We start from the raw sequence: 20,998 nt of genomic DNA on the forward strand, positions 1-20,998 counted from the left end.
CAGGAATGGGTTTCTACCAGATCCGCAAAATAGTCCTGCAGATTCCCATGACTGAGTCTGTCCGGACAACAGTCAAAATGACTGCTGATCCTGCGGACGGCTCTGGCATAGGCATCAATGGTTTTTTGGGCTTTGCCCTGAAGCTTCAGGGTTTTCAGATGCTGCTGGTAAAGCCTGTCGAATCGCTCCTGTTCCTGCTGGTTCATGGGGCACTCCTTCTCCAATGCGTTGTTGGGCTGCAACTGTGGGTTGCAATAGAAGGAGTGTACCTTGTTTAACTCTTTTCTGCCGCGAAGCGGCTGCGTTCAACAATACAGTGCAGCGGACGCTAACGCGCCGCTGACTTTAACTGTTATGCAGGACAAGGAGTTTGAAACTCTGTCCGATACCCAGAAAAAACAGATAATAACCAAGCTTCATAACCGCTGGAGCGATCCAGATTGTGAAATAGTCAAACGCATGAACAGTTTTCCGAAAAATCGCCTGAAATATTAAAGCCGATCCTGGAGGGATGATACATGGAACAGAATTCAGAAATTATCATTTATACGGCTTCAGACGGTACAACAAAACTCCAGGTGCAATTGGAAGATGAAACAGTCTGGCTGACACAGGATCAAATGGCAATGCTTTTCGGGAAAGCAAAGTCAACAATTAATGAACATATTAAAAACATTTATGCCGAAGGAGAGCTTGCAGAAAACCAGACCCTGAAGAAATTCGGAATTTCCGAATTTCAGCAGAAAACTCCGAATCATTACAATCTCGATGTCATAATTTCAGTGGGTTACAGGGTAAAATCAATACAGGGGACAAAGTTTCGGCAGTGGGCGACAAAGCGGATTCATGAATACATTGTAAAAGGCTTTACAATGGATGATGACCGGTTGAAACAGGAAGGCGCAAGGTCAAGATATTTTGAAGAACTTCTCCAAAGAATTCGGGATATCAGAAGCAGTGAAAGAAATTTTTACCAGAAAGTAACTGATATCTATGCAACCAGCATTGATTACAAAAATGATGCTACTCTGACCAAGGAATTTTTTGCAACCGTTCAAAATAAAATGCACTATGCCGTCCACGGCCAGACAGCAGCAGAAATGATAAGCCAGAGAGTTGACGCAGAAAAACCATTTCTAGGGCTGACCAATTTTCACGGCAAATATATAACCACAAGAGATATTTCAATCGCAAAGAATTATCTGTCAGAAGATGAACTCAAACAGCTCAATCTCATCGTCTCCATGTATCTTGATTTTGCTGAACTCCAGGCAACAAACGGCAGATTAATGAAAATGAACGACTGGATTCAAAAACTTGATGATTTTCTGCGAATCAGTGAGAAAGAACTTTTAACCAATGCCGGAAAAGTCAGCCATAAAAAAGCGGTCGAAAAAGCAAAAATTGAATATGGAAAATATAGAAAAGAAGAGGATAAAAAATATATCTCTGATTTTGACCGTGAGATAAAAAAATTGTTAAAAGATAAGAAAAACACATAACAAAAAAATCCAGCGGACGCAAAAAGCCGCGCCGCTGCTTTGGGCGTTAGGAATTCACAATTATGAGCAAACGTATCCTTGTAATCCTTGGCCACCCTGCAAAGGAAAGTTTCTGCGCCGCACTCGCGGATTCATACGTTGAGGGAGCCAAAACAGCCGGAAATGAGGTTTAACGCTGTGAATACCCGTTCTGTCAGATTGGCAGTCTCAAACGACATTGAAAGCTGGCTGATCCTTGCCAGGGAAGCAGAGCCTCTTTTTGGTCCCATGGCCGAGGTTCCCGAATTCAAAGACGCTTTGGCGGAGGCCATTGCAGGCAAACAGGCGTTTGTGTCTTTACGGGATTCAGACGAATTTCCCAGTCTCATTCTGGGTGGGATCGTTATCTCCAAAGAAGAAAATTCAATTGAATGGCTTGCCGTTTCCGCGTCTGCACGGGGTTTTGGAATCGGTGGGAAACTTCTGGAAACAGCGCTGAACCATCTGAACCCGGCAAGACCAGTTGCTGTACAGACATTTGACTCATCGGTTCCAGAGGGCCTGACGGCCCGTCATCTCTATCAGAAATTTGGTTTCGAAGAGCGTCAGCACATGGGGCCAAACCCGGCGGGTATTGATACCGTTCTCATGACCAAAGCTCCCTGTTCTCAGCCCGGTTAAGCGTACGCTCAAGCTGACGCTGCCGTCACCGTCAGCGATCTCCTATGCAACACGGTATAGGGCTCACGCCGTTTCAGGCACCATCTCTCATACGATATCGTGGCGGATCACCGCATGTCTGTACATCCTGCTGGCGTATGCCATGGTGCAGGCCCCTCATCCCTTCCCCATACCCACCCCAAAATTCTTCACCGTATAGATGCAAAGCCCGTCACAAAAAACAGCCCCGTCACAGAAAAGGCCCTCATCCGGGCTTTTTCCTTTTTCTGTGATGGCAATGACGCAGTGCATGGCCCGGTTGTGGGGCCGGATCTGGCCCCTGTAAGTCCAGGTGTGGGTCTGGGGAAGGAGCTGGAAGGAGAAGGGGGCTTCCCCAAACATCCGGCCTGCTGTCCATCTGAGGGTTGTGAGAAGGGCCTCTAAGCCCAGAGAGCCGGGGCAGACGGGATCATCTTTGAAGTGGGCGTAAAAATACCAGTCTTCCGGAGAAAGATGCATCAGGGCCACGGTTTTTCCAAGGCCCGCAGGCCCGCCTTTTTCCTCAAAGGAGAGGATGCGGTGCACCATGGAAAGGGCTTCTTCTGGATTTTCTTCGGGCCAGGGCAGGGGGCTTGGAAGGTTGAAATCGTGGAGAACTTCCTGAGGCAGTGGGGGCAGTTCGAGACCTTCCGGCGCTTTCATGCCCTTCTGGTCTTTTAATGCCTCTTCCGTGAAAAACCCGAAATGGGTTTCGCAGGAAAGAAGCAGCTCTCCCTCCTGCTTACAGGAGATGTCAAAGAAAAGCAGTTGCAGATCCCCGTTTTTCACAAAGCGGGTGAGCTTTGCACGGGTTTCAAGGAGTTTTCCCGGAAGGGCCGGGGCCTGAAACCGGAGTTTACCCCCGAGGTTCCGGAAATAAAGGCTCCGGTCGCTCTGAAGGGAGGCACCCATCCAGGCGGCCATGAGGCCGCAGGGTTGCAGGGCGGCTTCAAGAAGAAGGCTGTAGGGCAGCAGGTTTCCGGGCTGGCGGAAAGTCCAGTCTGTGCCTTCCCGCATCCAGAGGGCGGTGATATGGGCATTTTCCCTGACTTTTCCCGGCGTGAGATCCGCTTCTGTCACCTCATCCAGCATGAGGTAGGGCGGTCTTGGAAGACGGGCGAGAAAGCGGCCCTGGTCAAAGGGCCGATAGGCCGGGCCAAAGGCCTTTTCCGCACTGCCGTCCGCAAAGGCAAGGAGGCGCTCTTTGTCCCATGTGAGATGCGTGGCCATATTGTTGACCGGATCACTGATTGGATCGCCGGTCTGTCCGGTTTTTTCTTCTTTCCATAAGGCTTCAAGACTTTGCCGAGAGGCTCCCTCCAGCATGAGGCTCATGCCTTCAAAGCGGACAATGCACTTGTCATCGGCATACATGAGGGCGTCTGCCAGCACAAAGGGCTGGGGGGTGAAATCCATGCGGCGGATGTGGATTTCATAGCGCACCACACGGGTCTGGGGGGTGACGGGACCCCGGCATTTGAGGCGGCTTTCGGCTCCGGGAAGGGGCTGCCAGGAAATTCCCTCGCCCTGGGGAATCCAGCCTGCGGCCATGACATAGACCCGCAGGGTCTGCATGCAGCACTCGTACATCAGGGTGCCGGGCATGACCGGATCATCGGAAAAATGGCAGGTGAGAAACCAGTCGTCGGGCCGGATGTCCGCCTCACCCACGGCAAGGCCGCAGCCATAGTGGCCGCCTGAAGGCTCCATGGCGGTCATGCGGTGGACAAGGGCCAGTCTGCCGCCGGGAAGACGGAGCTTTTCCGGAATATTTTTTTCCCGAAAGGCCGGGCCGAAGGCCTTTTCCCCATGGCCTGCGCGCAAGGCCTCAAGGTTTGCCGGTGTGAGGGCGGAAGGAAGGGAGGAAAGGGGAAGGGCTCCTTCCCCGATGCCCGTCCGGGGGTTTTTTTCGGGAAAGCGCTCTTTGGGGATCACCCCGCCGGAGTGGATGATTTCCTCTTCTGTAAAGAATCCCGCACAGCCCTTTTCCATGGTGATGAGCTTTTCCGCTCCGATCCAGCCTGTGAAGCGGAAAAAGAAGATGAAGGTTTCGCCCTGACGGACAAAACGCTGGATTTCGATGTCATAGCGGATGGTTTCACCGGGAAGGGGCAGGTGACGGTGAAAGCTTGCCGTGGCATCCAAAAGACGGTAGGCCCGCTGGCCCTGCACCCGCAGGTCAATGCCCATGTAGGCGCAGAGGAAAAGATCCGCCTGTCCGGCTTCAATGGCAATGGCAAAGGGCGTGCGGCCGCCGTCAAGGTACCAGGCATCTTTTTCAACATGGTGCTCGGTGACGATTTTTCCGGAGCCAAGCTCCCCTTTGGTGGCTTCCACGGAAAGGATGCGATCCACAAGAAGAAGAGGCGGGGCGGGCAGCCGCACCCGCACGGCATAGCTGTCCAGAGGGGCGAAGGCTTCTCCCAGCACTTTGCTGGCGCTGCCCACGGCAAACTCCAGGCAGGCTTCGGCATCAAAGGCAACATCAAAGAGACTGTCCCGGACGCGATCCGGTGGGGTATGGGGGCCTGCATCAAAGGCCTTTGGCTGGGGCTGGGTTTTCGTCACGGGGGGCGAGGGGAAAGGAGATGGGCTTTGTTTTCCATCTGAAAGCCCCATCAAACGGGAAAAGATGACGAGGTTTTTCCCGCAGCCTTCGAGATACAGCCCGTGGAGCCGGGTTTTTTCCGCCTGCATGTGGGAAAAGGCTTCAAGAACGGGATGCGTGATTCTGGGCGTACAGTCTGGGGAATCCTTGGGGGAAGTTCTAATACCCCCCTCTCCCTCTGGGAGAGGGCAGGGGTGAGGGAACCGGGTCTCTTCAAAAATCCGGCCTGACATTTCCGGAGAGGGGGAGGCCTCCATGGCAACAAATCCGGGAAGCCCTTCCAGCCGAAGGGGAAAATTTGCGGCATAGAGCAGGGCCAAGGCCCGTGTGATGCTGAGAAGCTCCCCCTCGTTTTTCCTTGAAAGGCTGAGGGCAAGGTGGGGTTTTTCCCCAAGAATGCTGCGGATCATGCGGGTGCAGGAGTCCGAAGGCCCCATTTCAAGGAAAATACGGACGCCGTCCTCCCAGGCCTTTTCAATGAGCCGGGGGAAGTCAAAGCCGTGGAGATTCTGTTCCAGAATGGCCGCACAGCAGCTTTTTGTATCCGGGGTAAAGCTTTTTCCGGCAGCACAGGAATAGTAGCGGAAATTTTGCGGGTGCACGGGGAAGGTGTGCAGTTCTTCATAGGCCTTCAGGCTCGGTTCCAGGGCCTCGCAGTGAACGGAAATGACACCGGGCAGGAAAAGGGGCGTAAGGTTTAGGTTCTGGCCCAGCCTTTCGATGTCCGGCCTGTGGCCTCCCACCACGCATTCCTTTTTCGTGTTGACAATGAGGCGGCGGAGAAGGGGAAAGGCGGTCAGGGCTTCATCAAGAATTTCCGCCCTTTCCGGAATGAGGGCCGCAGCCCAGGTGAAGGGCTTTTCCGGAGGCAGCCCCCAGGCCTTGCGCAGGGAGGTGCAGGCTCCGGAGAGTTTTCGGGTGAAAAGATCGGAGCCTTCCAGTTTCTGCTGCATGGCTTCGGGCCGTTCCCAGAGTCCTGTGGCGAAAAAGCCCGCTGTTTCCCCTAAGGAATAGCCCAGAATGGCCTGGGGAGAGAGCCCCAGATGTGCGGCCATGCGGGTCATGATGCGTCCATAGCGCACCTGGGCGAAGATGGCCGGGGTGGGGTTTTCCTGATCCGGATCGTTTTCATAGGGGGAGAGGGGAGGAATGGGAAGGTTTCCCGTAAAGCTTTTTTCGTCTGTATCCAGAATTTCCGGCCAGAAAAGGCCCACACTCCGGCCCATACCCTGAAAATGGTTGCCGGAGCCGGGATAGACAAAGGCAAGCTCTCCCTTGGGGGTTTCCGGCAGATAGGCCGCCCCTTCACTGCCCTGAGGCATGAGGGGAATGCCCTTTAAAACGGCCTCTTCAAGCTGGGCGCACCAGGCGGCAAGGCGGGGGCATTCCGTGGCAAAGAGGGCCGCACGGAGGCCGGGGCCTTTGGAGGGCATTTGCCTGAAGGGCAGATCCCGGATGGGGCCTTTAAAATCACGGGCCTTTTGGGCAAGATCCCGGCAGACGCGGATCAGTTCTTCCTTTGAACTGGCCCGGAGGGGAAAAAGCCGGATTCCGGGATCAGGCCGCATTTTTTCCAAAGAAGGCTCCCCTTCTTCCAGGACGAGCTGGGGGCCCTTTTCCATGAAAAGGGTCAGGCTGCGGGGTTTTTGGGGAAGTGTCCGGGGCAGGGGCCGGAGGGGAAGGCTTTCTTCTTCGGGCAGAAGGCCGGTTTGAAGGGAAAAGGTCGTCCGGACAAGGTGGAAGAGCACATCCACGGGGCCTGGGGGCTGGGGGGCTTCCTGAAGGTTTTCGTCAAAGGCCGTGATTTTCCGGCTGTGGCTTTCTTCTGAAGGTGGGGTGTTCCGTTCCGGCCAGAGTTTTTCAAGGAGCTTTTCTCCGGAAATCCGGGCGAGGATGGGCTCTCCTGCGGCAAGGGCATCCTCTTCTTTTCGCAGCACAAGGCAGAGGGCGGCCTGGGGGGAAGAGATCCCAAGGCTTTGTTCCAGAAGACTTTTCAGGGGATGCTTTCCCACGTCCGAGGCGGCCAGAAGAAAGGCTTTCTTTTCTCCTGAAAGCAGGCTGCGGGCACCGTGAAAAAGGGCGAGAAGGGCGGCGTTGCCGTCTCCGGAAAGGGCGATGGACGCTCCGCCGAAGCCAAAGACCTTGGCGATACGGCTTGCGGCCATGCTGGTGAGAGACCCTGTGACATGATCCGCATCGAGGGGCGGGAGGGTGTCGGGGGCGTTATCCGGATCAGAAGACCAGCGCAGGCAGAAGTCCGTGGCGTTTGCATCAAAGGAGACGAGGGTGCAGAGACCTGTTTCCGCCAAGAGCTCCTTTTTCCACGGAAGGGGACGCAGGGCCTCTTCCACGGAGAGGAGGAGGGCCCTGTGGTCGGAAAGCATGGCCCCCATTTCCTTTGGCGGGATGGGAAAACGGCCCGCAGGAATGGAAAAATCCCTGCTTGTTTCAAGGGGTTTTCCGGAGAGAAGATGGTCGAAAAAGGCCCTTGCCCCTTTAAGCTTTCCTGCCCGAAGCCCCAGGGAGACAAGGGCAAGATTGGGGAGCGGTTCTTTTCTGGAGGGGATGAAAGGCCGTGGCTCCGGCCCTTTCTCAAAGGCTTCCACCAGAAGGTGGGCGTTGATGCCCCCGAAGCCAAAGGCGTTCACCCCAAAGGCCCGCGCTCTGTTTTTTTTCTTTTCCCAGGGTGCCGGAGCGGAAAGAATGGAAAAGGGGCTTTTGTGCAGGGGGCTGTCTTTGGGTGCCTGTTCAAAGGTGGGGGTTGCGGGAAGGGTCTGGGTTTCAAGGGAGAGCAGCATACGGCTTAAGCCCGCAGCTCCCGCAGCGGTGAGGAGATGGCCGGTCATGGATTTCACGGAGGCGAGCACCGGCCCTTTTCCTTTATGCCCGGTAAAGAGGGTGGCAAGGCTTTGCAGCTCCACGGGATCCCCCGTGGGGGTGCCTGTGCCATGGCACTCCACGGCATCCAGATGGTCAGGAGTCATGCCCGCCATGGCAAAGGCTGTGCTTATGGCCCGGATCTGGCCTTCGGATCTTGGGGCCAGCACATTGCCGCCGATGTCGTTGGAAAGGCCGACCCCCCGGATCAGGCCCAGAATGGGGTCGTGATCTTTCAGGGCATCTTCCAGACGCTTTAAGGCGAAAAGGCCGCAGCCTTCGCCCACCACAAGGCCGTCGGCTCCCGCGTCAAAGGGACGGCAGCAGCCCGAAGGGGAGAGGGCTTTTAACTGGGTAAAGCCCACCTGAAGAAAGCGGATTTCCGCGCGGGAAAGTCCGCCCGCCAGCATGAGGTCGGCCCGTTTTTCCTGGAGAAGCTCACAGGCCAGACGGATGGCCACAAGGGAGGAGGCGCAGGCTGCGTCCAGGGTGAAGACCGGGCCGTGAAGCCCCAGAGCCTGGGCCGTGAGCAGGGCCGGAGTTCCTGTGACGAGAGCGCCGAGGGCTTTGGTGCGGGAAAGGGGAATTCTCCCCTCTTTTTTCTGGAAAAAGGCCAGGGCCAGATCCGTGACCGTATCCGAGGGCAGCCCCAGAAGTCCTGTGATGAGGCCCGTGCGTCTGGCTGTGGCTTCGGAAACCTTGCAGGCCTTTAAGAGTACGGCGCTGTTGTGGAGAAGAAGACGGCCTGCCGGGTCGGAAAAGAGCTCGGGGTGAAAGCCTTCCGGAAGAAAGGAGGGAAAGGTTTTCGGAAGGGGCGCGATGCCTGCCATGGCGGAAAGGGCCGTGTCCGGGCCTTTTTTTGATGTAAGCTTTTCTCCCATGGGCCAGCGTTTTTCGGGGATTTTCCGGATGGCGATGTGGTTTTCCGAAAGATTTTTTTTAAAAATGGCCGCGTTTTCGGCATCGGGAAAGGTTACGGACTGGGCGATGATGGCGATGGGAGCAAAAGAAGGCATGGTGTCAGGGTCTCTGGCGTTAGAAAATTGGCGGGAAAGAGTCAGGGGGCTTTTTTTATGGCATGTGTATAGCCCGAATCCTTTTTTTTGGCAACAAGGGCCAGGAGGCTTCAGGAGGGGCCAGCCCAGTCTTGCATTTTCTTTTCCTGGGGCTATGATGCATGGATCAAATAAAGTGGAAAATCCCGGGATTCGTAGTGAAAAATTGAAATTCAGGAACGGTTTTCAGGAAAAATCTGTCAGAAGTGAGTTTTACAGGGCTGAAGCGGAAAGACCAGGGGCTTGAATGGAGTGAGGGTGAAAGCTTTTCAGACGGCGGGTAAGGATTGAGGTTTGGGATTTTCTTTGATGTATGTGGCCCAGATTCCGGCCCAGGCCTTTGACAAGGCCAATGAGAATTTTTTTCGAACCACCTTTTTTGAGCTCTGCGCCCGCCACCTTTCCTTTGTTCTCTCCTTTGCCATTGAGGTGAACCGTCCTTCGGGCAGAAGCGATTTTGAGGCCATCGGCCGTACGGGCTCCCCCTTTGAGGGCAGGGCCTATGTGCTGGAGTTTAAACACTTAAGCCGTAAAAAAGCCGCAGAACTGAATGTCATGGAAATGCCCCATCCCAGGGCCGAAGAGCTGGATCAGGTGGGCCGTTATGCAAGGGATCTTAAAAATCAGTGGCCGGAGCTGACCATCTTTTCCCATGTGGTCTATACGGTGGCCGGGGCAGGATTTCGTTTTTTCCCCCTTTCAGATGCGGACGCGCATCCTTGAAAAAGCATTGGACTGGGTAAGGAGGTTTTTTGTGAAGTGGAATTTTGTTGTGGACAATACCTTCCTGGTGAAAGCCGTCACAAGCCTTGTACTGGTGACGGCCATCCTTTTTCTGCGCTATGCGGCCACCCGCAGTATCCTTGCCCAGGAGGATCTGGATGGCACCCTAAGGCGACGCTGGATAGTGAGTATCCGGAACACGGCTATTTTTCTGGTGATTTTTCTTCTGATCGTGATCTGGATCGAACAGCTTCAGGCCATTGGCGCAGGCCTTGTGCTGGTGGCGGCTGCGGTGGTGGTGGCCACCAAGGAATTTCTTCTTAACATCATGGGGTATTTTTATCGGAGCGCTTGTCACTCCTTTGTCATCGGCGATCGCATCGAGGTCAACGGCATCCATGGGGATGTGCTGGATCAGAATCTCATGGGCATTCTTGTCATGGAGGTGGGGTCCGGCATCCGGACCCATCAGTATACGGGGGTGAACATCTTTATTCCCAACGCCGTGTTTCTGTCTGCGGCGGTGCGCAATGAAACCCATGGGGGGGAAGAATACGTCTTTCACATCATTACGGTGACGGTGAAAGCCGGAGAAAACTGGCCCAAAGCCGAAGCCCTGCTGCTGGAGGCGGCCAATCTTGTGTGCGCCCCTTTTCTCAACGATGCCCGTATCCGCATGCACAACATATCAAGGAAGCATGCCCTGGATGCTCCTGCTGTGGAGCCCAGGGTGAATCTTCAGATGCCCGATCATGAAAAAATTACTTTTCAGCTTCGGGTGCCTGTGCCTGCCAAAAGACGAGGGCGCATTGAGGCGGAGATTCTGAGGCGTTACCTCACAGCCATGTATGCGCCGGCAGAGGAAGAAGAAAGGGAGGGAGACATTCCCCAGGGGTTGGCGGGTATGCTGGGAAGTTCCTTTCCCGTATGTGGGGAAAGCCAGACAATGGCTGGATGCTCTGGAACGGCGAAGGCTTAGAATGTTTTTGTTTACTCAGACCAAAGCGCTTCGGAGAAGCCAGGCCGTATACCCCCCATAGACGAGAAGGAGCATGCCGCCTTCCAGTCTGGAAATGTTGCCGGGCCTGCGGAAACCGTAACCAAGGAGAAAGAGGGAGGCGGTGAGGCCTGTCATGAGCCCCATGTCCCGCAAGAGAATTTCGGAGCCTGCGGTGATGGGGCGCACAAGGCCTGCGACCCCCACCACCACAAGGGTGTTGAAGAGGTTAGAGCCGAGGATGTTGCCAAGAGCAATGGCGTCTTCTCCCCTGCGGGCTGCGGCAAGGCTTGAGGCCAGTTCGGGCAGGGAGGTGCCCAGAGCGACGATGGTAAGCCCGATGATGAGGTCGGAAATACCAAAGGCATGGGCAATGGACACGGCCCCCCAGACCAGCATCTGAGAGCTGATGATCAGGAACCCCAGCCCCAGGCTCAGGCGGAAGAGGGCTTGGGGGATGCGGATATTCGTGGCGGGCAGGACCTTTTCTTCCCCTTGCCCGGTTTTTTTTCCCATGGAAAGGACCATGAGGAAGATGAAAACCGCAAGGAGCACGCCCGCTTCCCAACGGGAGACAGAAGCATCAAAAAGCTGAAATACCGCAAGAAGGGTTACGAGCATGAGTACGGGAAGGGCTCTGCGCAGCACTTCTGCTGTAACGGGAATGGGACGGATCAGGGCCGTGAGGCCCAGGATGAGGGCGATATTGGCGATGTTGGAGCCATAGGCGTTTCCAAGGGCAAGCCCGCCCTTGTTTTCAAAGGAAGCCAGGGCGGAGACCAGCATTTCCGGTGCGGAAGTTCCGAAGCCCACAATGATCATGCCGATGAGAAGGGGCGACATGCCAAGCCGCCTTGCCAGGCTGGCGGCTCCGTCCACGAAAAGATCCGCGCTGAAAACCAGGATGCCAAGCCCTGCGATCAGGGCTGCCCATGCCCACAGAATGTCCATGATACGCCTTTTTGAAAAATGGAAAGCCCCTTGATGGCAAGCCTGTCTTCTCCTTACGCTTACGGAGCCCTGCGGCCTTCAGGCCGTCGGCTTCAGGAGATGAAAGTGCTGCCTATTTAGTCTATTCCTTTGACTTTTTCCAGAAGATTCGCGAAACCATGGGCCAGCCCGTGAAGGGCCATACAGCATCCTCAGCTGTCTTTTTAAATTTTTTATTTTAAAACAATGGAAAGCATGATGGAACCTTTTACATATCAGGATGTCCTGGCCCTGGAAGAAGGGGAGGTGGCCTGGCGATCCCTTGGAAATGCTTTCGTTCACCCCCTTGCCGGGGAGTTGAAGGATTTTTTCAGGGTGGATGCCGAAGGCCTGAGGCATTTGACGGAAGAGGCCTTCCGGGATGCGGCCTTTTTGCTGCGTACCCGGCATCTGGAGCAGCTTGCCGCCATTCTCAAGGATGGGGAGGCTTCGGCCAACGACCGTTTTGTGGCCTTGGAGCTTCTGAAAAATGCCGTCATCAGCGCGGACAGAATCTTTCCCATGTGCCAGGATACGGGCACGGCCCTTGTCATGGCCAAAAAGGGAGAAAGGGTGCTGACCGGTGCAGACGATGCCCGCTGGATCGCAGAGGGTGTCGCCAGGGCCTATACGGAGGAGAATCTCCGATATTCCCAGATGGCTCCCCTTTCCATGTATGAGGAAGTGAATACGGGAAACAACCTGCCCGCCCAGATTGACATTGCCGCAGTACCCGGAGACATTTATAAGTTTCTTTTTGTGGCCAAGGGCGGCGGATCGGCGAATAAGTGCTTCTTATACAACAAAACCCAGCAGATCCTTTCTCCTGAGGTGCTGCTTCCCTTTCTGCGGGAAAGCCTGAAGGAGATCGGCACCTCGGCCTGTCCGCCCTACCATCTGGCCGTTGTGGTCGGAGGGCTCAGTGCAGAACATACCCTGAAAACCCTGAAACTTGCTTCCACGGGCTGCCTTGATACCCTGCCCCGGAGCGGCAATGCCCTGGGCCGGGGGTTTCGGGACTTTTCCCTTGAGGCCGAGCTTTTTGCCATGAGCCGGGAGCTGGGTCTCGGAGCCCAGTTCGGGGGATGCTGCTTCTGCCATGACGTGCGGGTGGTGCGACTTCCCCGGCACGGAGCCTCCTGCTTTGTGGGCGTGGGGGTGAGCTGTTCCGCCCATCGCAATATTATCGGTAAAATCAGCCGCGAAGGCCTTTTTCTGGAAAAGCTGGATGAAGACCCCGCCCGTTTTCTGCCGGAGCCGGAGTTTAATGCGGAAGAAGCCGTATCCATTGACCTGAACCGTCCCATGGAAACCATCCGCAGCACCCTCTCCGGCCTCCGGGTGGCCACACGGGTCATGCTGAACGGCCCCATTGTGGTGGCAAGGGACATTGCCCACAGCAGGCTGAAGGCCATGCTGGAGAGGGGCGAAAAACTGCCGGAGTATTTTTTAGAGCACATGGTGTATTATGCGGGCCCTGCCAAAACGCCTGCGGGCCATGCCTCCGGTTCCTTCGGACCCACCACCGCAGGCCGCATGGACCCCTATGTACCGGCCTTTCAGGAGAAGGGAGCTTCCCTTGTCATGCTGGCCAAGGGCAACCGTTCTTTTCTGGTCCGGGATTCCTGCAGAAAATACGGGGGCTTTTATCTTGGCTCCATCGGTGGCCCTGCGGCAAGGCTTGGACGGGACTGTATCCGGGATGTGCGGGTGCTGGATTTTGCGGATCTGGGCATGGAGGCGGTGTACCGTATTGAAGTGAAGGATTTTCCAGCCTTCATCATTATGGATGACAAGGGCAATGATTTTTATGAGCTTTTTCTCGGCCCAGGGGCATCGGGAAAGGGCTGAGACAGGGCTTGTTTTTTTTTGCTGGCGCGGATTTTAAAAACGCTGCTTTCCAAATATGACCTTTCAGACAAGAACAGGGATCACTATGGGCTGGTTGGGAAAACTGGTGGGAGGCACCCTGGGATTTGCCATAGGCGGGCCTTTGGGAGCCATTCTGGGGGCCGCCTTCGGCCATGGTTTTGATAAGAGGGATGAGGCGTATCTTTCCGGCAGGGGCGGACGACCTGGGGGATACCGCAGGATTGAAACCCAGGATGACGCCCGGCACATGACCTTTTTTGTGGCGGCCTTTTCCATGCTGGCCAAGCTTACCAAGGTGGATGGCCGGATCTCGGAAGCAGAGATCCGTACCATAGAAGAAATCATGGAAAAGGATCTGCGGCTGAATACGGAATCGAGGAAAATCGCCATTCAGATTTTCAGAACCGCTGTCCAGTCTCCGGAAACCTTTGAGTCCTTTGCCATCCAGTTTGCCGATGCCTTCCGCCATCAGCGTCAGATTCTGGAACTCATGGCAGACATTCTCTTCCGGGTGGCGGCCAGTGATGGCGGAGTCAGCAGTGACGAGGAAAGGCTGATCCGCAGTGCCGTGCGTATTTTCGGGCTTTCTGCGGGTTTTTACGAGCAGATCCGTTCCCGTTATATGAAAAAGGACAAAAACGAGTATGAGGTGCTGGGTCTTGATCCTTCGGCAACGGACGAGGAAGTCAAGAAGCAGTACCGTAAGCTGGTGCGGGAGTATCACCCGGACACCATTGCCTCCAAAGGTCTGCCTGAGGAATTCACGGAACTTGCGGAAGAAAAGTTCCGCACCATACAGGAAGCCTATGAGAGCATCAAGAAAAGCCGGGGCATGACCTGATTTTCTTTAAAGGGTGGGCGGCGATTTTCAAGGCGTGAAAAAAACACACGACCGGAGGGTTTTCATGGACAGGGAGCAGGGCTTCCTCCTTCTTGGGGACAGAAGAAAGATCTGGGATTTTATTGTGATCGGTGGCGGAGCCACGGGCCTTGGGGTGGGGGTGGATGCCGCCAGCCGGGGCTATTCCGTTCTGCTTCTGGAGGCAGGGGATTTTGCCGAAGGCACTTCCGGACGTTCCACCAAGCTCATCCACGGCGGGGTGCGCTATCTCCAGCAGGGAAACGTGGCCCTTGTGGTGGAGGCCCTGCATGAAAGGGGCCTTCTTCTGCGGAATGCGCCCCACCTTGTGCATAACTTAGAGTTTCTGGTTCCGGACTATCGCTGGTGGGAGCGGCCCTTTTACGGAGTGGGCCTGAAGCTTTATGACATGCTCGCCGGAAAGCATGGTTTTGGTAAATCCCGCATACTCTCCAGAAAAGAAACCCTTGCCCGCATCCCGACCCTGGAGCCTGAGGGCCTGAAGGGCGGGGTCATGTACCATGACGGGCAGTTTGATGACGCAAGGCTTGCCATCACCCTGGCCCACACCTTGAGCGATGCCGGAGGCCTTGCCATGAACCATGTGGCTGTGAAGGGGCTTTTGAAAAATGGCGGAGGTCAGGTCTGCGGTGTCCGGGCAGAGGATCAGCTGACAGGGAGAAGTTTTGAAATCGAGGGCCGTGTGGTGATCAACGCCACAGGCCCCTTTGTGGACAGTATCCGCAGCATGGATGATCCGGATACCCCTTTTCTGATTGCCCCCAGCCAAGGCATTCACATTGTGCTGGATAAATCCTTTGCGCCCTTAAAAACCGCCCTCATGGTGCCCCATACCGATGATGGCCGGGTGATCTTCATGGTTCCCTGGTGCGACAGGGTGCTGGTGGGCACCACGGACACGGCTTTGGCGGCGGTGGACCGCAATCCTAAGCCCTTTCAGGAAGAAGTGGATTTTCTTCTGACCCATGCAGGCCGGTATCTGGCCAAAGATCCCGCAAGGGAGGATATCTTAAGTGCTTTTGCCGGTATCCGACCCCTGGTGGCGGCAGCGGACAAAAAGAACACCTCAGCCCTTTCAAGGGATTATCACCTCGCTATGGCCCCTTCCGGGCTGGTCACCATTGCGGGCGGCAAATGGACCACCTACAGAAAAATGGCCGAAGACACGGTGGATCGGGCCATCCCCCTGACGGGTCTTCCTTTCAGACGCTGTGTTACAGCAAGGCTGCGTCTGCATGGCTATATGGAAGGTGCGAATCCGGAAGATCCCTTTCATGTTTACGGAACCGATGGAAAGGCCGTGGAGGCCTTAGGGGAAGGGCGACCGGAGCTGCTTTTGCCCCTGCACCCGAAGCTTCCCTACCGGGGTGTGGATGTGCTCTGGGCTGTGCGCCATGAAATGGCCCGTACCCTGGAGGATGTTTTAAGCCGCAGAATGCGGGCCCTGGTGCTGGATGCCAGGGCGGCGCTGGAGATGGCAGGCAGGGTGCTGGATCTCATGGCCGAAGAACTGGGAAGGGATGGGGCCTGGAAGATCCGGGAACGGACGTTTTTTGGAAAGCGGGTTGAAGAAAGCCTCGCAGTTTAACCGGATAGGTTCCTGAGGGCTTTTTGGGCCATGCGGGCAGCCTCCTCTATGGGGCTTAAGACCTTGTCTTCAAAGGCTTTCTGCTGAAGGAGAGTGGAAAGGGCCTTTGGGATGAATTCTTTAAAAAAAACCTTTCCCTTTTCACGGGAGAGGAAGGAAAAAGCCCCGAGAATCTGAAGGTTCCGGCAGAGGGCGGCATAGGTGTAGCCCTTCCGGAAGCTTTCCGGGCAGACCCCTTCCCCGGCCATGAGGGTTTTTGTTTTTTCAAAAAGGGTTTCCCGCATGTCTGAAGGCAGGTCTGCATAGGGGTCGAGGAGGAGGGCCGCAAGGTCATACTGAAGGGGACCTGCCATGGCACCCTGAAAGTCAATGATGCGGGGGAAGCCTTCATGGATCATGATGTTGCGGCTTTGAAGATCCCTGTGCATGAGACCCAAGCAGCCGTTTTCAAGGGTTTTTTCCGCAAGGTGTAAAAAGGCCCGGGAAAGACCCGCTGGCAGGCTGTCAAGGCCAAGATCGTTTCTGAGAAAGGCCCTTTCAAAGTATCCGCATTCCCTCTCAAGGATGAGTTTTCTGTCATAGAGGGGAAAGGTGAAGGCCATTTCGGGGATAAAACCCGAAGCGGCCTTTTTCATGGCCGGAAAGAGGGCGATGATTTTTTCATAATAGGGCAGGCAGGCCTTTGGCCCGCTTTGGAGGATGAGATCGTGGAGGCGTGTATCCCCGAGGTCTTCCATGGCCACAAGGCCCGCAAAAAGATCCTGACCCGGAATGGCCGGAACCGGAATGCCGGATGCGGCAAGGTGTTTTCCCAGGGCAAGGCAGGCGGTGGCTTCCGAAGGGGTGGTAAGTCCCTGAATGCCGTGATCCGCCACAATGAGGCTGGAACCGTCGGCCCATCCGATGCGCCACCACCTGCGATCTGAACCGTCGCCGCAGAGGCGCTCTTTGTGCAGGACAGGGCTTTTTTTGTGCAGGGAGGTGAGAAGTGTTTCCAGGGCCGCATCGGTAAAGGTTTCCGGTGTGCCCAGATCCGACCAGCGGGAAGCAGGAGCAAGACAGAAGCCAAAGGGCGCTTTCTCGGCAAGGATCATGGCCCTGTAGGCTTCGATGGAAGAAAAGATCCGGCCTTTGGGGAAAAAGGCCAGGGCTTCTGGGGACAAAATCTGAATGCCGGTAAAGGCAAGACGTCTGCTGTCCTGGGGGACGGGATCGTCCCGGAATCCTGCAATCTCTTCTTTCTGAAGGGCCACATGGTTTAAGTCTTTGGAAGGCAGAAGGGCCAGGGTGGCCAGGGCCTTTTTTTCCCGGTGAAAGGCCCAAAGGGGGGGAAGGTCCAGATCCATGCGGATATCCGCATTCATCACCAGCATGGGATCCTCCTTAAAAAAATCCTTCATGTTGGCGATGGCCCCCCCCGTATCGAGAAGCCTTTCCTCCCTGCGGCAGAAGACGGGGACAGGCCAGCTCTGTCTGCGGATATGGTCTTCTACCAGGGGTGCCAGATGGTGGGTGTTGAGGAGGATGGCTTCAATGCCCTGAGCCGCAAGCTGATGGATGAGGCGATCCAGGATGGGAAGGCCCCCTACGGGAAAGAGGGGTTTGGGCAGAATTTCCGTATGGGGTTTTAAACGGGTGCCCAGACCTGCGGCAAGGAGAATGGCGCGCATGGAATCTCTTTAAGGGAAAAAAGGTGAAACCGGTCTTCGGATGAAAGCCGGTTTCCCCTTAAGGGGTTTTTGAGGTGGCAAAAGATCAGGTCACGATCAGGTTAATGTAGTGCTGGATGCGGTCTGCGTGCCCTGCAATGGCTTCCTTGTCTTCTGAGCCTTCCAGTCCCACCCGCAGGAAGTAGGCAAGTCCGTTTTTGTAATTGACGCCGGAAAGGGACTCGATTCGGTTGATCTCTCCCCTTTTGCTCATGCGCTGGCCCATGGACTGGATTTTTTTCAGGCGGTTTTTGGGCTCCACCGTACCCGCAGGGTAACGCATGAAGAAATTGAGTACCACCCAGTAGGACTCCAGGTAGGTCAGGAGAAAAGCGGAAAAGAGTTTCAGTTTCCGAAGACCCGCAGCGGTGACATTGTAGGTGTCCGGGAGGGTGGGGTGGGGAACAAGGATGGCATCATCAATGAAGGCCTTGAGGTTCTTCCGCACCAGGGTTTCCGCGCTGCGGTGGGGATCTTTGAAAAATTCATCGCTGAAAAAATCTGTCAGCTCCGCATAGGTGAGATGCAGGTCTGCGGAGGTGAACTGCAGGGCGTCCTGCTCCAGAATGGCAAGGGAGGTATAGGCTGCGGGTATGAAAAAGGCGATGACATTGTTTTTGTAGTAATCAAGGATGGGGCGTTTGCCTTCGTTTAAGACAATGCGCAGTTCCTCGGCCCCTTCCTGGCTGCCTGCATCCACAAAGCCCCTCTGCACAAAGGCATCGGCCACCTGCCTGAGGGCATAGTCCGGGTTGATCTGCAGGGTGTCGGCCATGCGCACGCCCATGCGGTTGAGATAGGAAAGATAGGCTTCCATGACCTCGGCCAGACGGGAGTAGGGAATGGTGGGCTGAAAGATATTAAGCAGGGCTCCGGCCACAACACCGTAGGGTGTGGCCACGCTGACCTGGTTGATGGCGTGGATGCAACGGAAAGCCAGTTCGGTGCAGACTTCCTGGTGGGTTTCCCTGTCCATGTCCGCAGCCTGGATGTTTTTTTCATCAAAGTAGCGGTTTAAAGAAATGGGTTTGTCAAAATTGACGTAAACTTTGCCATAACGTACTTTAAGGGACTTTCTGGCCTTGACCAGCTGGCCCATGCTTTCGGGTTTTTTCTCACCCCCGCTCAGTTCGTGCAGGTAGGATTTTTCTTCAAGAACCCTGTCATATCCGATGGAAATGGGGACGATGGAGAGATCCGGAGAAACCCCTTTGCCATAGGCGTTGAGGGTCTGGGAAAGAAGTCCCATCTTGGGGGAGAGGAGTTTGCCCGTGCGGCTGCGTCCGCCTTCGATGAAAAATTCGATATTAAAGCCTTCGCTGAGGATTTTTTCCACATAAGAAGAAAAAATACGGGCATAGAGGCGGTCTCCCTTAAAGGTCCGTCTGAGGAAAAAGGCTCCGCCTCCCCTGAAAATAACGCCCAGGGGCCAGAAACTTAAGTTTTTTCCCGCAGCCACATGGGGGCAGGGCATTTTGTTGTGGTGAAAGAGATAGGAGAGGATGAGATAATCCAGATGGCTCTTGTGGCAGGGAACCAGGATGAGGGGGCCCTTTTTGGCCGCCTGTTTAACCCGGTTGAGGCCTTCCTGATCCACGGAAATGCCTTCAAAGATATTTTTCAGCATCCAGGTGAGTACCATATCGTAAAGACGTATCCAGCCCATGGAGTAGTTGGCTGCAATCTCATCCAGGTAGTCCTTGGCCTTTTTCCGGACAGAGTGAAGACTTTTACCGCTTTCTGCGACTTCTTCTTCCAGAATTCTCTGAACCTTTTCACTGGTGAGAATGGATTCAATGAGCTCCGCCCGTTTTTTCAGCACTGGGCCTGTGATACTCTGACGATGCAGGGTGAAGATTTTCTGAAGCTCCCTGCGGACCTGAAGCGCCTGGTTTTCCGTGGAAAGGAACTGGTGTTCAGGCTTCAGGAGAAAGTCTTGCAGGGAAAAGGGCTCTGAAAATTCCACAAAGACCTTGCGGGTGTTTTTGCGGATCAGGGTAAAAAACCGGCGGATTTTGCCAGGCTCTTCGGCAGAGCCGAAGAGAATATCCATAAAGGATGGCGTGTCCCTGTGGGGATCAATGCCGTAAAAAAGAATCTGAGGAAGGATATGGATGGGTCTTTCGCAGGTCTTTTGCATCTCAATGAGATAGGCGATGGGGTCGGTGCGGGACTGGAGAAAACGACGTTCAAAACCTTTTTTGCTGGAAAGGGAGAAAAAGCCCGTATGTCCTTCCAACAACCTGTTCTGGTAAAAACCATTGGCGTAGGGGTCGGGAAGACGAAAGTGGCGGAGAAAATAAAGGATGTGGGCAAAAAAAATCCGCAGCGTGCGGCGCAGGGGTTGAAAGGCAAAGACCCGGTAATCAAGGCCGATGCGGGGGGCTGGCATCCCCAGTTTCTGATACCGGAAAAAGGAGAAGAGAAACTCAAGGTTGCTGCGTCTTGGGGTAACGTAGAGAAGAATGGCGTCTTCGGGTAGACCCTGGGTCATTTTTTTCAATTCAGGGCCTGTGTCAATATTGCGGAAGAAAAACCGGAAAAGGAGGGCGGAGAACCAGCCGGGTTTTTTGTTGAGAACGGAAGCATAGCCTTCTTGGTGGTGGGCAGTGTATGCATCCGCCCATTTGCGGAAGGAAAAACGCTGAGGTTTTTCGGAAATTTCGGGAGTGGGGGTCTCTGGCATGGGGAATCCTTATATGTGCAGGTTCCAGGGGGTTTTGAAAAGGTTTTTTCAGGGTGGGGTGTGGCGGATCCGCCGGGCCGTAAACCTTCTCCGGCCAAGACCTAGCAGAGAACGAAAGGGCTGGCAACTGCAAAGGCTTGCCCAAATCGGCCTTTTTTCGAGTTTTCAGATTCCGGCTTGCGCAGGCGTTCGGGTTTCCGGACTCCCGGTATTGCCGGAAAAGAGGCTTGAAGATGCCGGAAGCTTGGCTTCTGTTTTTTTCATTGCGGGAAAGGCCCGCTTGTGGCAATGTCCAGAAGCCTGAAAGATTATTTTCAGGCTTGTTTTGCCATATGGGCTATGATATTTTCCTCGGAATTTGTCAGTATAGGGAAAAGGGCGGGTGTTTTTGAAAAGCAACCCCTAAAGAGGACGAAGGCATATGGGAGTCCCGGAAAGCGCGCGGGCAATTTTTGTTTTTTTTAAAGCTGAAAATTGTTAAGGCTTTTCAGGAAATCGATGTGGCTCGTCAGGAATGATACTTATTTAAAGGAGGCATGTTTACAATGAAAACGTTAGTGGGTGGTGCAGTTGCCGCTGTTCTGGGCGTGATTGGTCTTGCCGTGTGGTTTGGCGCATTCCTTCAGCTGATTGCCGGCGCTCTTCCGATCATGCTGCTGATTGGTGGTGGCCTTGCCCTCTACCTTGGCTTTGACGAGCTCAAGGACAGCTGGAAAAACGAAGAGGGTGTGGAAGTTAAAAGCAATCAGGACCGTATTGCAGAACTGGAAAAAGAGCTGGAAGCCCTTAAAAAATCCTGATTCCATATCCGCACCGGTAATTCTGAAAGGGGCTGCGCCTGGCGTTTAGCCCCT

General features: G+C 54.8%; 14 protein-coding genes. 9 read left to right on the plus strand and 5 right to left on the minus strand.

The genetic code is table 11. The features are described from left to right. The coding region (locus tag RBR60_RS01395; RefSeq protein ID WP_320353873.1) for a phage integrase N-terminal SAM-like domain-containing protein at positions 1–206 on the minus strand (206 nt) is incomplete at its 3' end. Positions 207–270: 64 nt separating this feature from the next. On the opposite strand from RBR60_RS01395, the gene RBR60_RS01400 reads away from it, so the two are divergent. The 3 genes from RBR60_RS01400 (at position 271) to RBR60_RS01410 (ending at position 2,162) form a co-directional block, all read left to right on the plus strand. Then, a complete protein-coding gene (locus RBR60_RS01400) occupies positions 271–495 on the plus strand; it encodes a hypothetical protein (protein WP_320353874.1) in 225 nt (74 codons plus the stop codon). Between the two features lie 23 nt (positions 496–518). Next, a complete protein-coding gene (locus tag RBR60_RS01405) occupies positions 519–1,502 on the plus strand; it encodes a virulence RhuM family protein (RefSeq protein ID WP_320353875.1) in 984 nt (327 codons plus the stop codon). Between the two features lie 87 nt (positions 1,503–1,589). After that, entirely contained in the window at positions 1,590–2,162 is a 573-nt protein-coding gene (locus RBR60_RS01410) for a GNAT family N-acetyltransferase (RefSeq protein WP_320353876.1), read from the plus strand. Positions 2,163–2,318: 156 nt separating this feature from the next. Here the strand turns inward: RBR60_RS01410 and RBR60_RS01415 are convergent, their stop codons facing one another. Next, positions 2,319–8,681, minus strand: a complete 6,363-nt coding sequence (locus RBR60_RS01415) for a beta-ketoacyl synthase N-terminal-like domain-containing protein (protein ID WP_320353877.1) — start codon at positions 8,679–8,681, stop codon at positions 2,319–2,321. A gap of 333 nt (positions 8,682–9,014) precedes the next feature. Between RBR60_RS01415 and RBR60_RS01420 the strand changes: the two genes are divergently transcribed. Then, complete coding sequence (locus RBR60_RS01420; RefSeq protein ID WP_320353878.1) at positions 9,015–9,443, plus strand: PD-(D/E)XK nuclease domain-containing protein; 429 nt, start codon at positions 9,015–9,017, stop codon at positions 9,441–9,443. 31 nt (positions 9,444–9,474) lie between these two features. Beyond that, entirely contained in the window at positions 9,475–10,422 is a 948-nt protein-coding gene (locus RBR60_RS01425) for a mechanosensitive ion channel family protein (protein ID WP_320353879.1), read from the plus strand. Positions 10,423–10,437: 15 nt separating this feature from the next. Here the strand turns inward: RBR60_RS01425 and RBR60_RS01430 are convergent, their stop codons facing one another. Continuing rightward, positions 10,438–11,391 carry a calcium/sodium antiporter gene (locus tag RBR60_RS01430; RefSeq protein ID WP_320353881.1) on the minus strand — a complete coding sequence of 318 codons (954 nt, stop codon included), beginning with the start codon at positions 11,389–11,391 and terminating at the stop codon, positions 10,438–10,440. A gap of 237 nt (positions 11,392–11,628) precedes the next feature. Between RBR60_RS01430 and RBR60_RS01435 the strand changes: the two genes are divergently transcribed. The 3 genes from RBR60_RS01435 to RBR60_RS01445 all read left to right on the plus strand — a co-directional run bounded on the left by RBR60_RS01435 (position 11,629) and on the right by RBR60_RS01445 (position 15,749). Next, on the plus strand, positions 11,629–13,260 hold the full coding sequence (locus RBR60_RS01435) for a FumA C-terminus/TtdB family hydratase beta subunit (protein ID WP_320353882.1): 1,632 nt from the start codon (positions 11,629–11,631) through the stop codon (positions 13,258–13,260). Between the two features lie 85 nt (positions 13,261–13,345). Next, the gene (djlA, locus tag RBR60_RS01440; RefSeq protein WP_320353884.1) at positions 13,346–14,122 is read left to right on the plus strand and encodes a co-chaperone DjlA; all 777 of its coding nucleotides are present in this window, start codon (positions 13,346–13,348) and stop codon (positions 14,120–14,122) included. Positions 14,123–14,186: 64 nt separating this feature from the next. Next, complete coding sequence (locus tag RBR60_RS01445; protein WP_320353886.1) at positions 14,187–15,749, plus strand: glycerol-3-phosphate dehydrogenase/oxidase; 1,563 nt, start codon at positions 14,187–14,189, stop codon at positions 15,747–15,749. Here RBR60_RS01445 and RBR60_RS01450 read toward each other — a convergent pair. Next, the gene (locus tag RBR60_RS01450; protein ID WP_320353888.1) at positions 15,746–17,419 is read right to left on the minus strand and encodes a sugar phosphate nucleotidyltransferase; all 1,674 of its coding nucleotides are present in this window, start codon (positions 17,417–17,419) and stop codon (positions 15,746–15,748) included. The two genes, RBR60_RS01445 and RBR60_RS01450, sit on opposite strands and share 4 nt — an antisense overlap. A gap of 85 nt (positions 17,420–17,504) precedes the next feature. Beyond that, positions 17,505–20,144 carry a 1-acyl-sn-glycerol-3-phosphate acyltransferase gene (locus RBR60_RS01455; RefSeq protein WP_320353890.1) on the minus strand — a complete coding sequence of 880 codons (2,640 nt, stop codon included), beginning with the start codon at positions 20,142–20,144 and terminating at the stop codon, positions 17,505–17,507. Positions 20,145–20,680: 536 nt separating this feature from the next. Between RBR60_RS01455 and RBR60_RS01460 the strand changes: the two genes are divergently transcribed. Beyond that, complete coding sequence (locus RBR60_RS01460) at positions 20,681–20,944, plus strand: hypothetical protein (protein WP_320353891.1); 264 nt, start codon at positions 20,681–20,683, stop codon at positions 20,942–20,944. The last annotated feature ends 54 nt before the right edge of the window (positions 20,945–20,998 follow it).

Origin of the sequence: Desulfobotulus sp., assembly GCF_034006065.1 — a bacterium.
Classification (GTDB): Bacteria; Desulfobacterota; Desulfobacteria; order Desulfobacterales; family ASO4-4; genus Desulfobotulus.

What these genes read in the sequence shown, in the direction of transcription:
- RBR60_RS01405 (WP_320353875.1), top strand. Translation starts at nt 519, where the DNA reads ATGGAACAGAATTCAGAAATTATCATTTATACGGCTTCAGACGGTACA.
- RBR60_RS01415 (WP_320353877.1), bottom strand. Translation starts at nt 8,681, where the DNA reads ATGCCTTCTTTTGCTCCCATCGCCATCATCGCCCAGTCCGTAACCTTT.
- RBR60_RS01430 (WP_320353881.1), bottom strand. Translation starts at nt 11,391, where the DNA reads ATGGACATTCTGTGGGCATGGGCAGCCCTGATCGCAGGGCTTGGCATC.
- RBR60_RS01435 (WP_320353882.1), top strand. Translation starts at nt 11,629, where the DNA reads ATGGAACCTTTTACATATCAGGATGTCCTGGCCCTGGAAGAAGGGGAG.
- djlA (WP_320353884.1), top strand. Translation starts at nt 13,346, where the DNA reads ATGGGCTGGTTGGGAAAACTGGTGGGAGGCACCCTGGGATTTGCCATA.
- RBR60_RS01445 (WP_320353886.1), top strand. Translation starts at nt 14,187, where the DNA reads ATGGACAGGGAGCAGGGCTTCCTCCTTCTTGGGGACAGAAGAAAGATC.
- RBR60_RS01450 (WP_320353888.1), bottom strand. Translation starts at nt 17,419, where the DNA reads ATGCGCGCCATTCTCCTTGCCGCAGGTCTGGGCACCCGTTTAAAACCC.
- RBR60_RS01455 (WP_320353890.1), bottom strand. Translation starts at nt 20,144, where the DNA reads ATGCCAGAGACCCCCACTCCCGAAATTTCCGAAAAACCTCAGCGTTTT.
- RBR60_RS01460 (WP_320353891.1), top strand. Translation starts at nt 20,681, where the DNA reads ATGTTTACAATGAAAACGTTAGTGGGTGGTGCAGTTGCCGCTGTTCTG.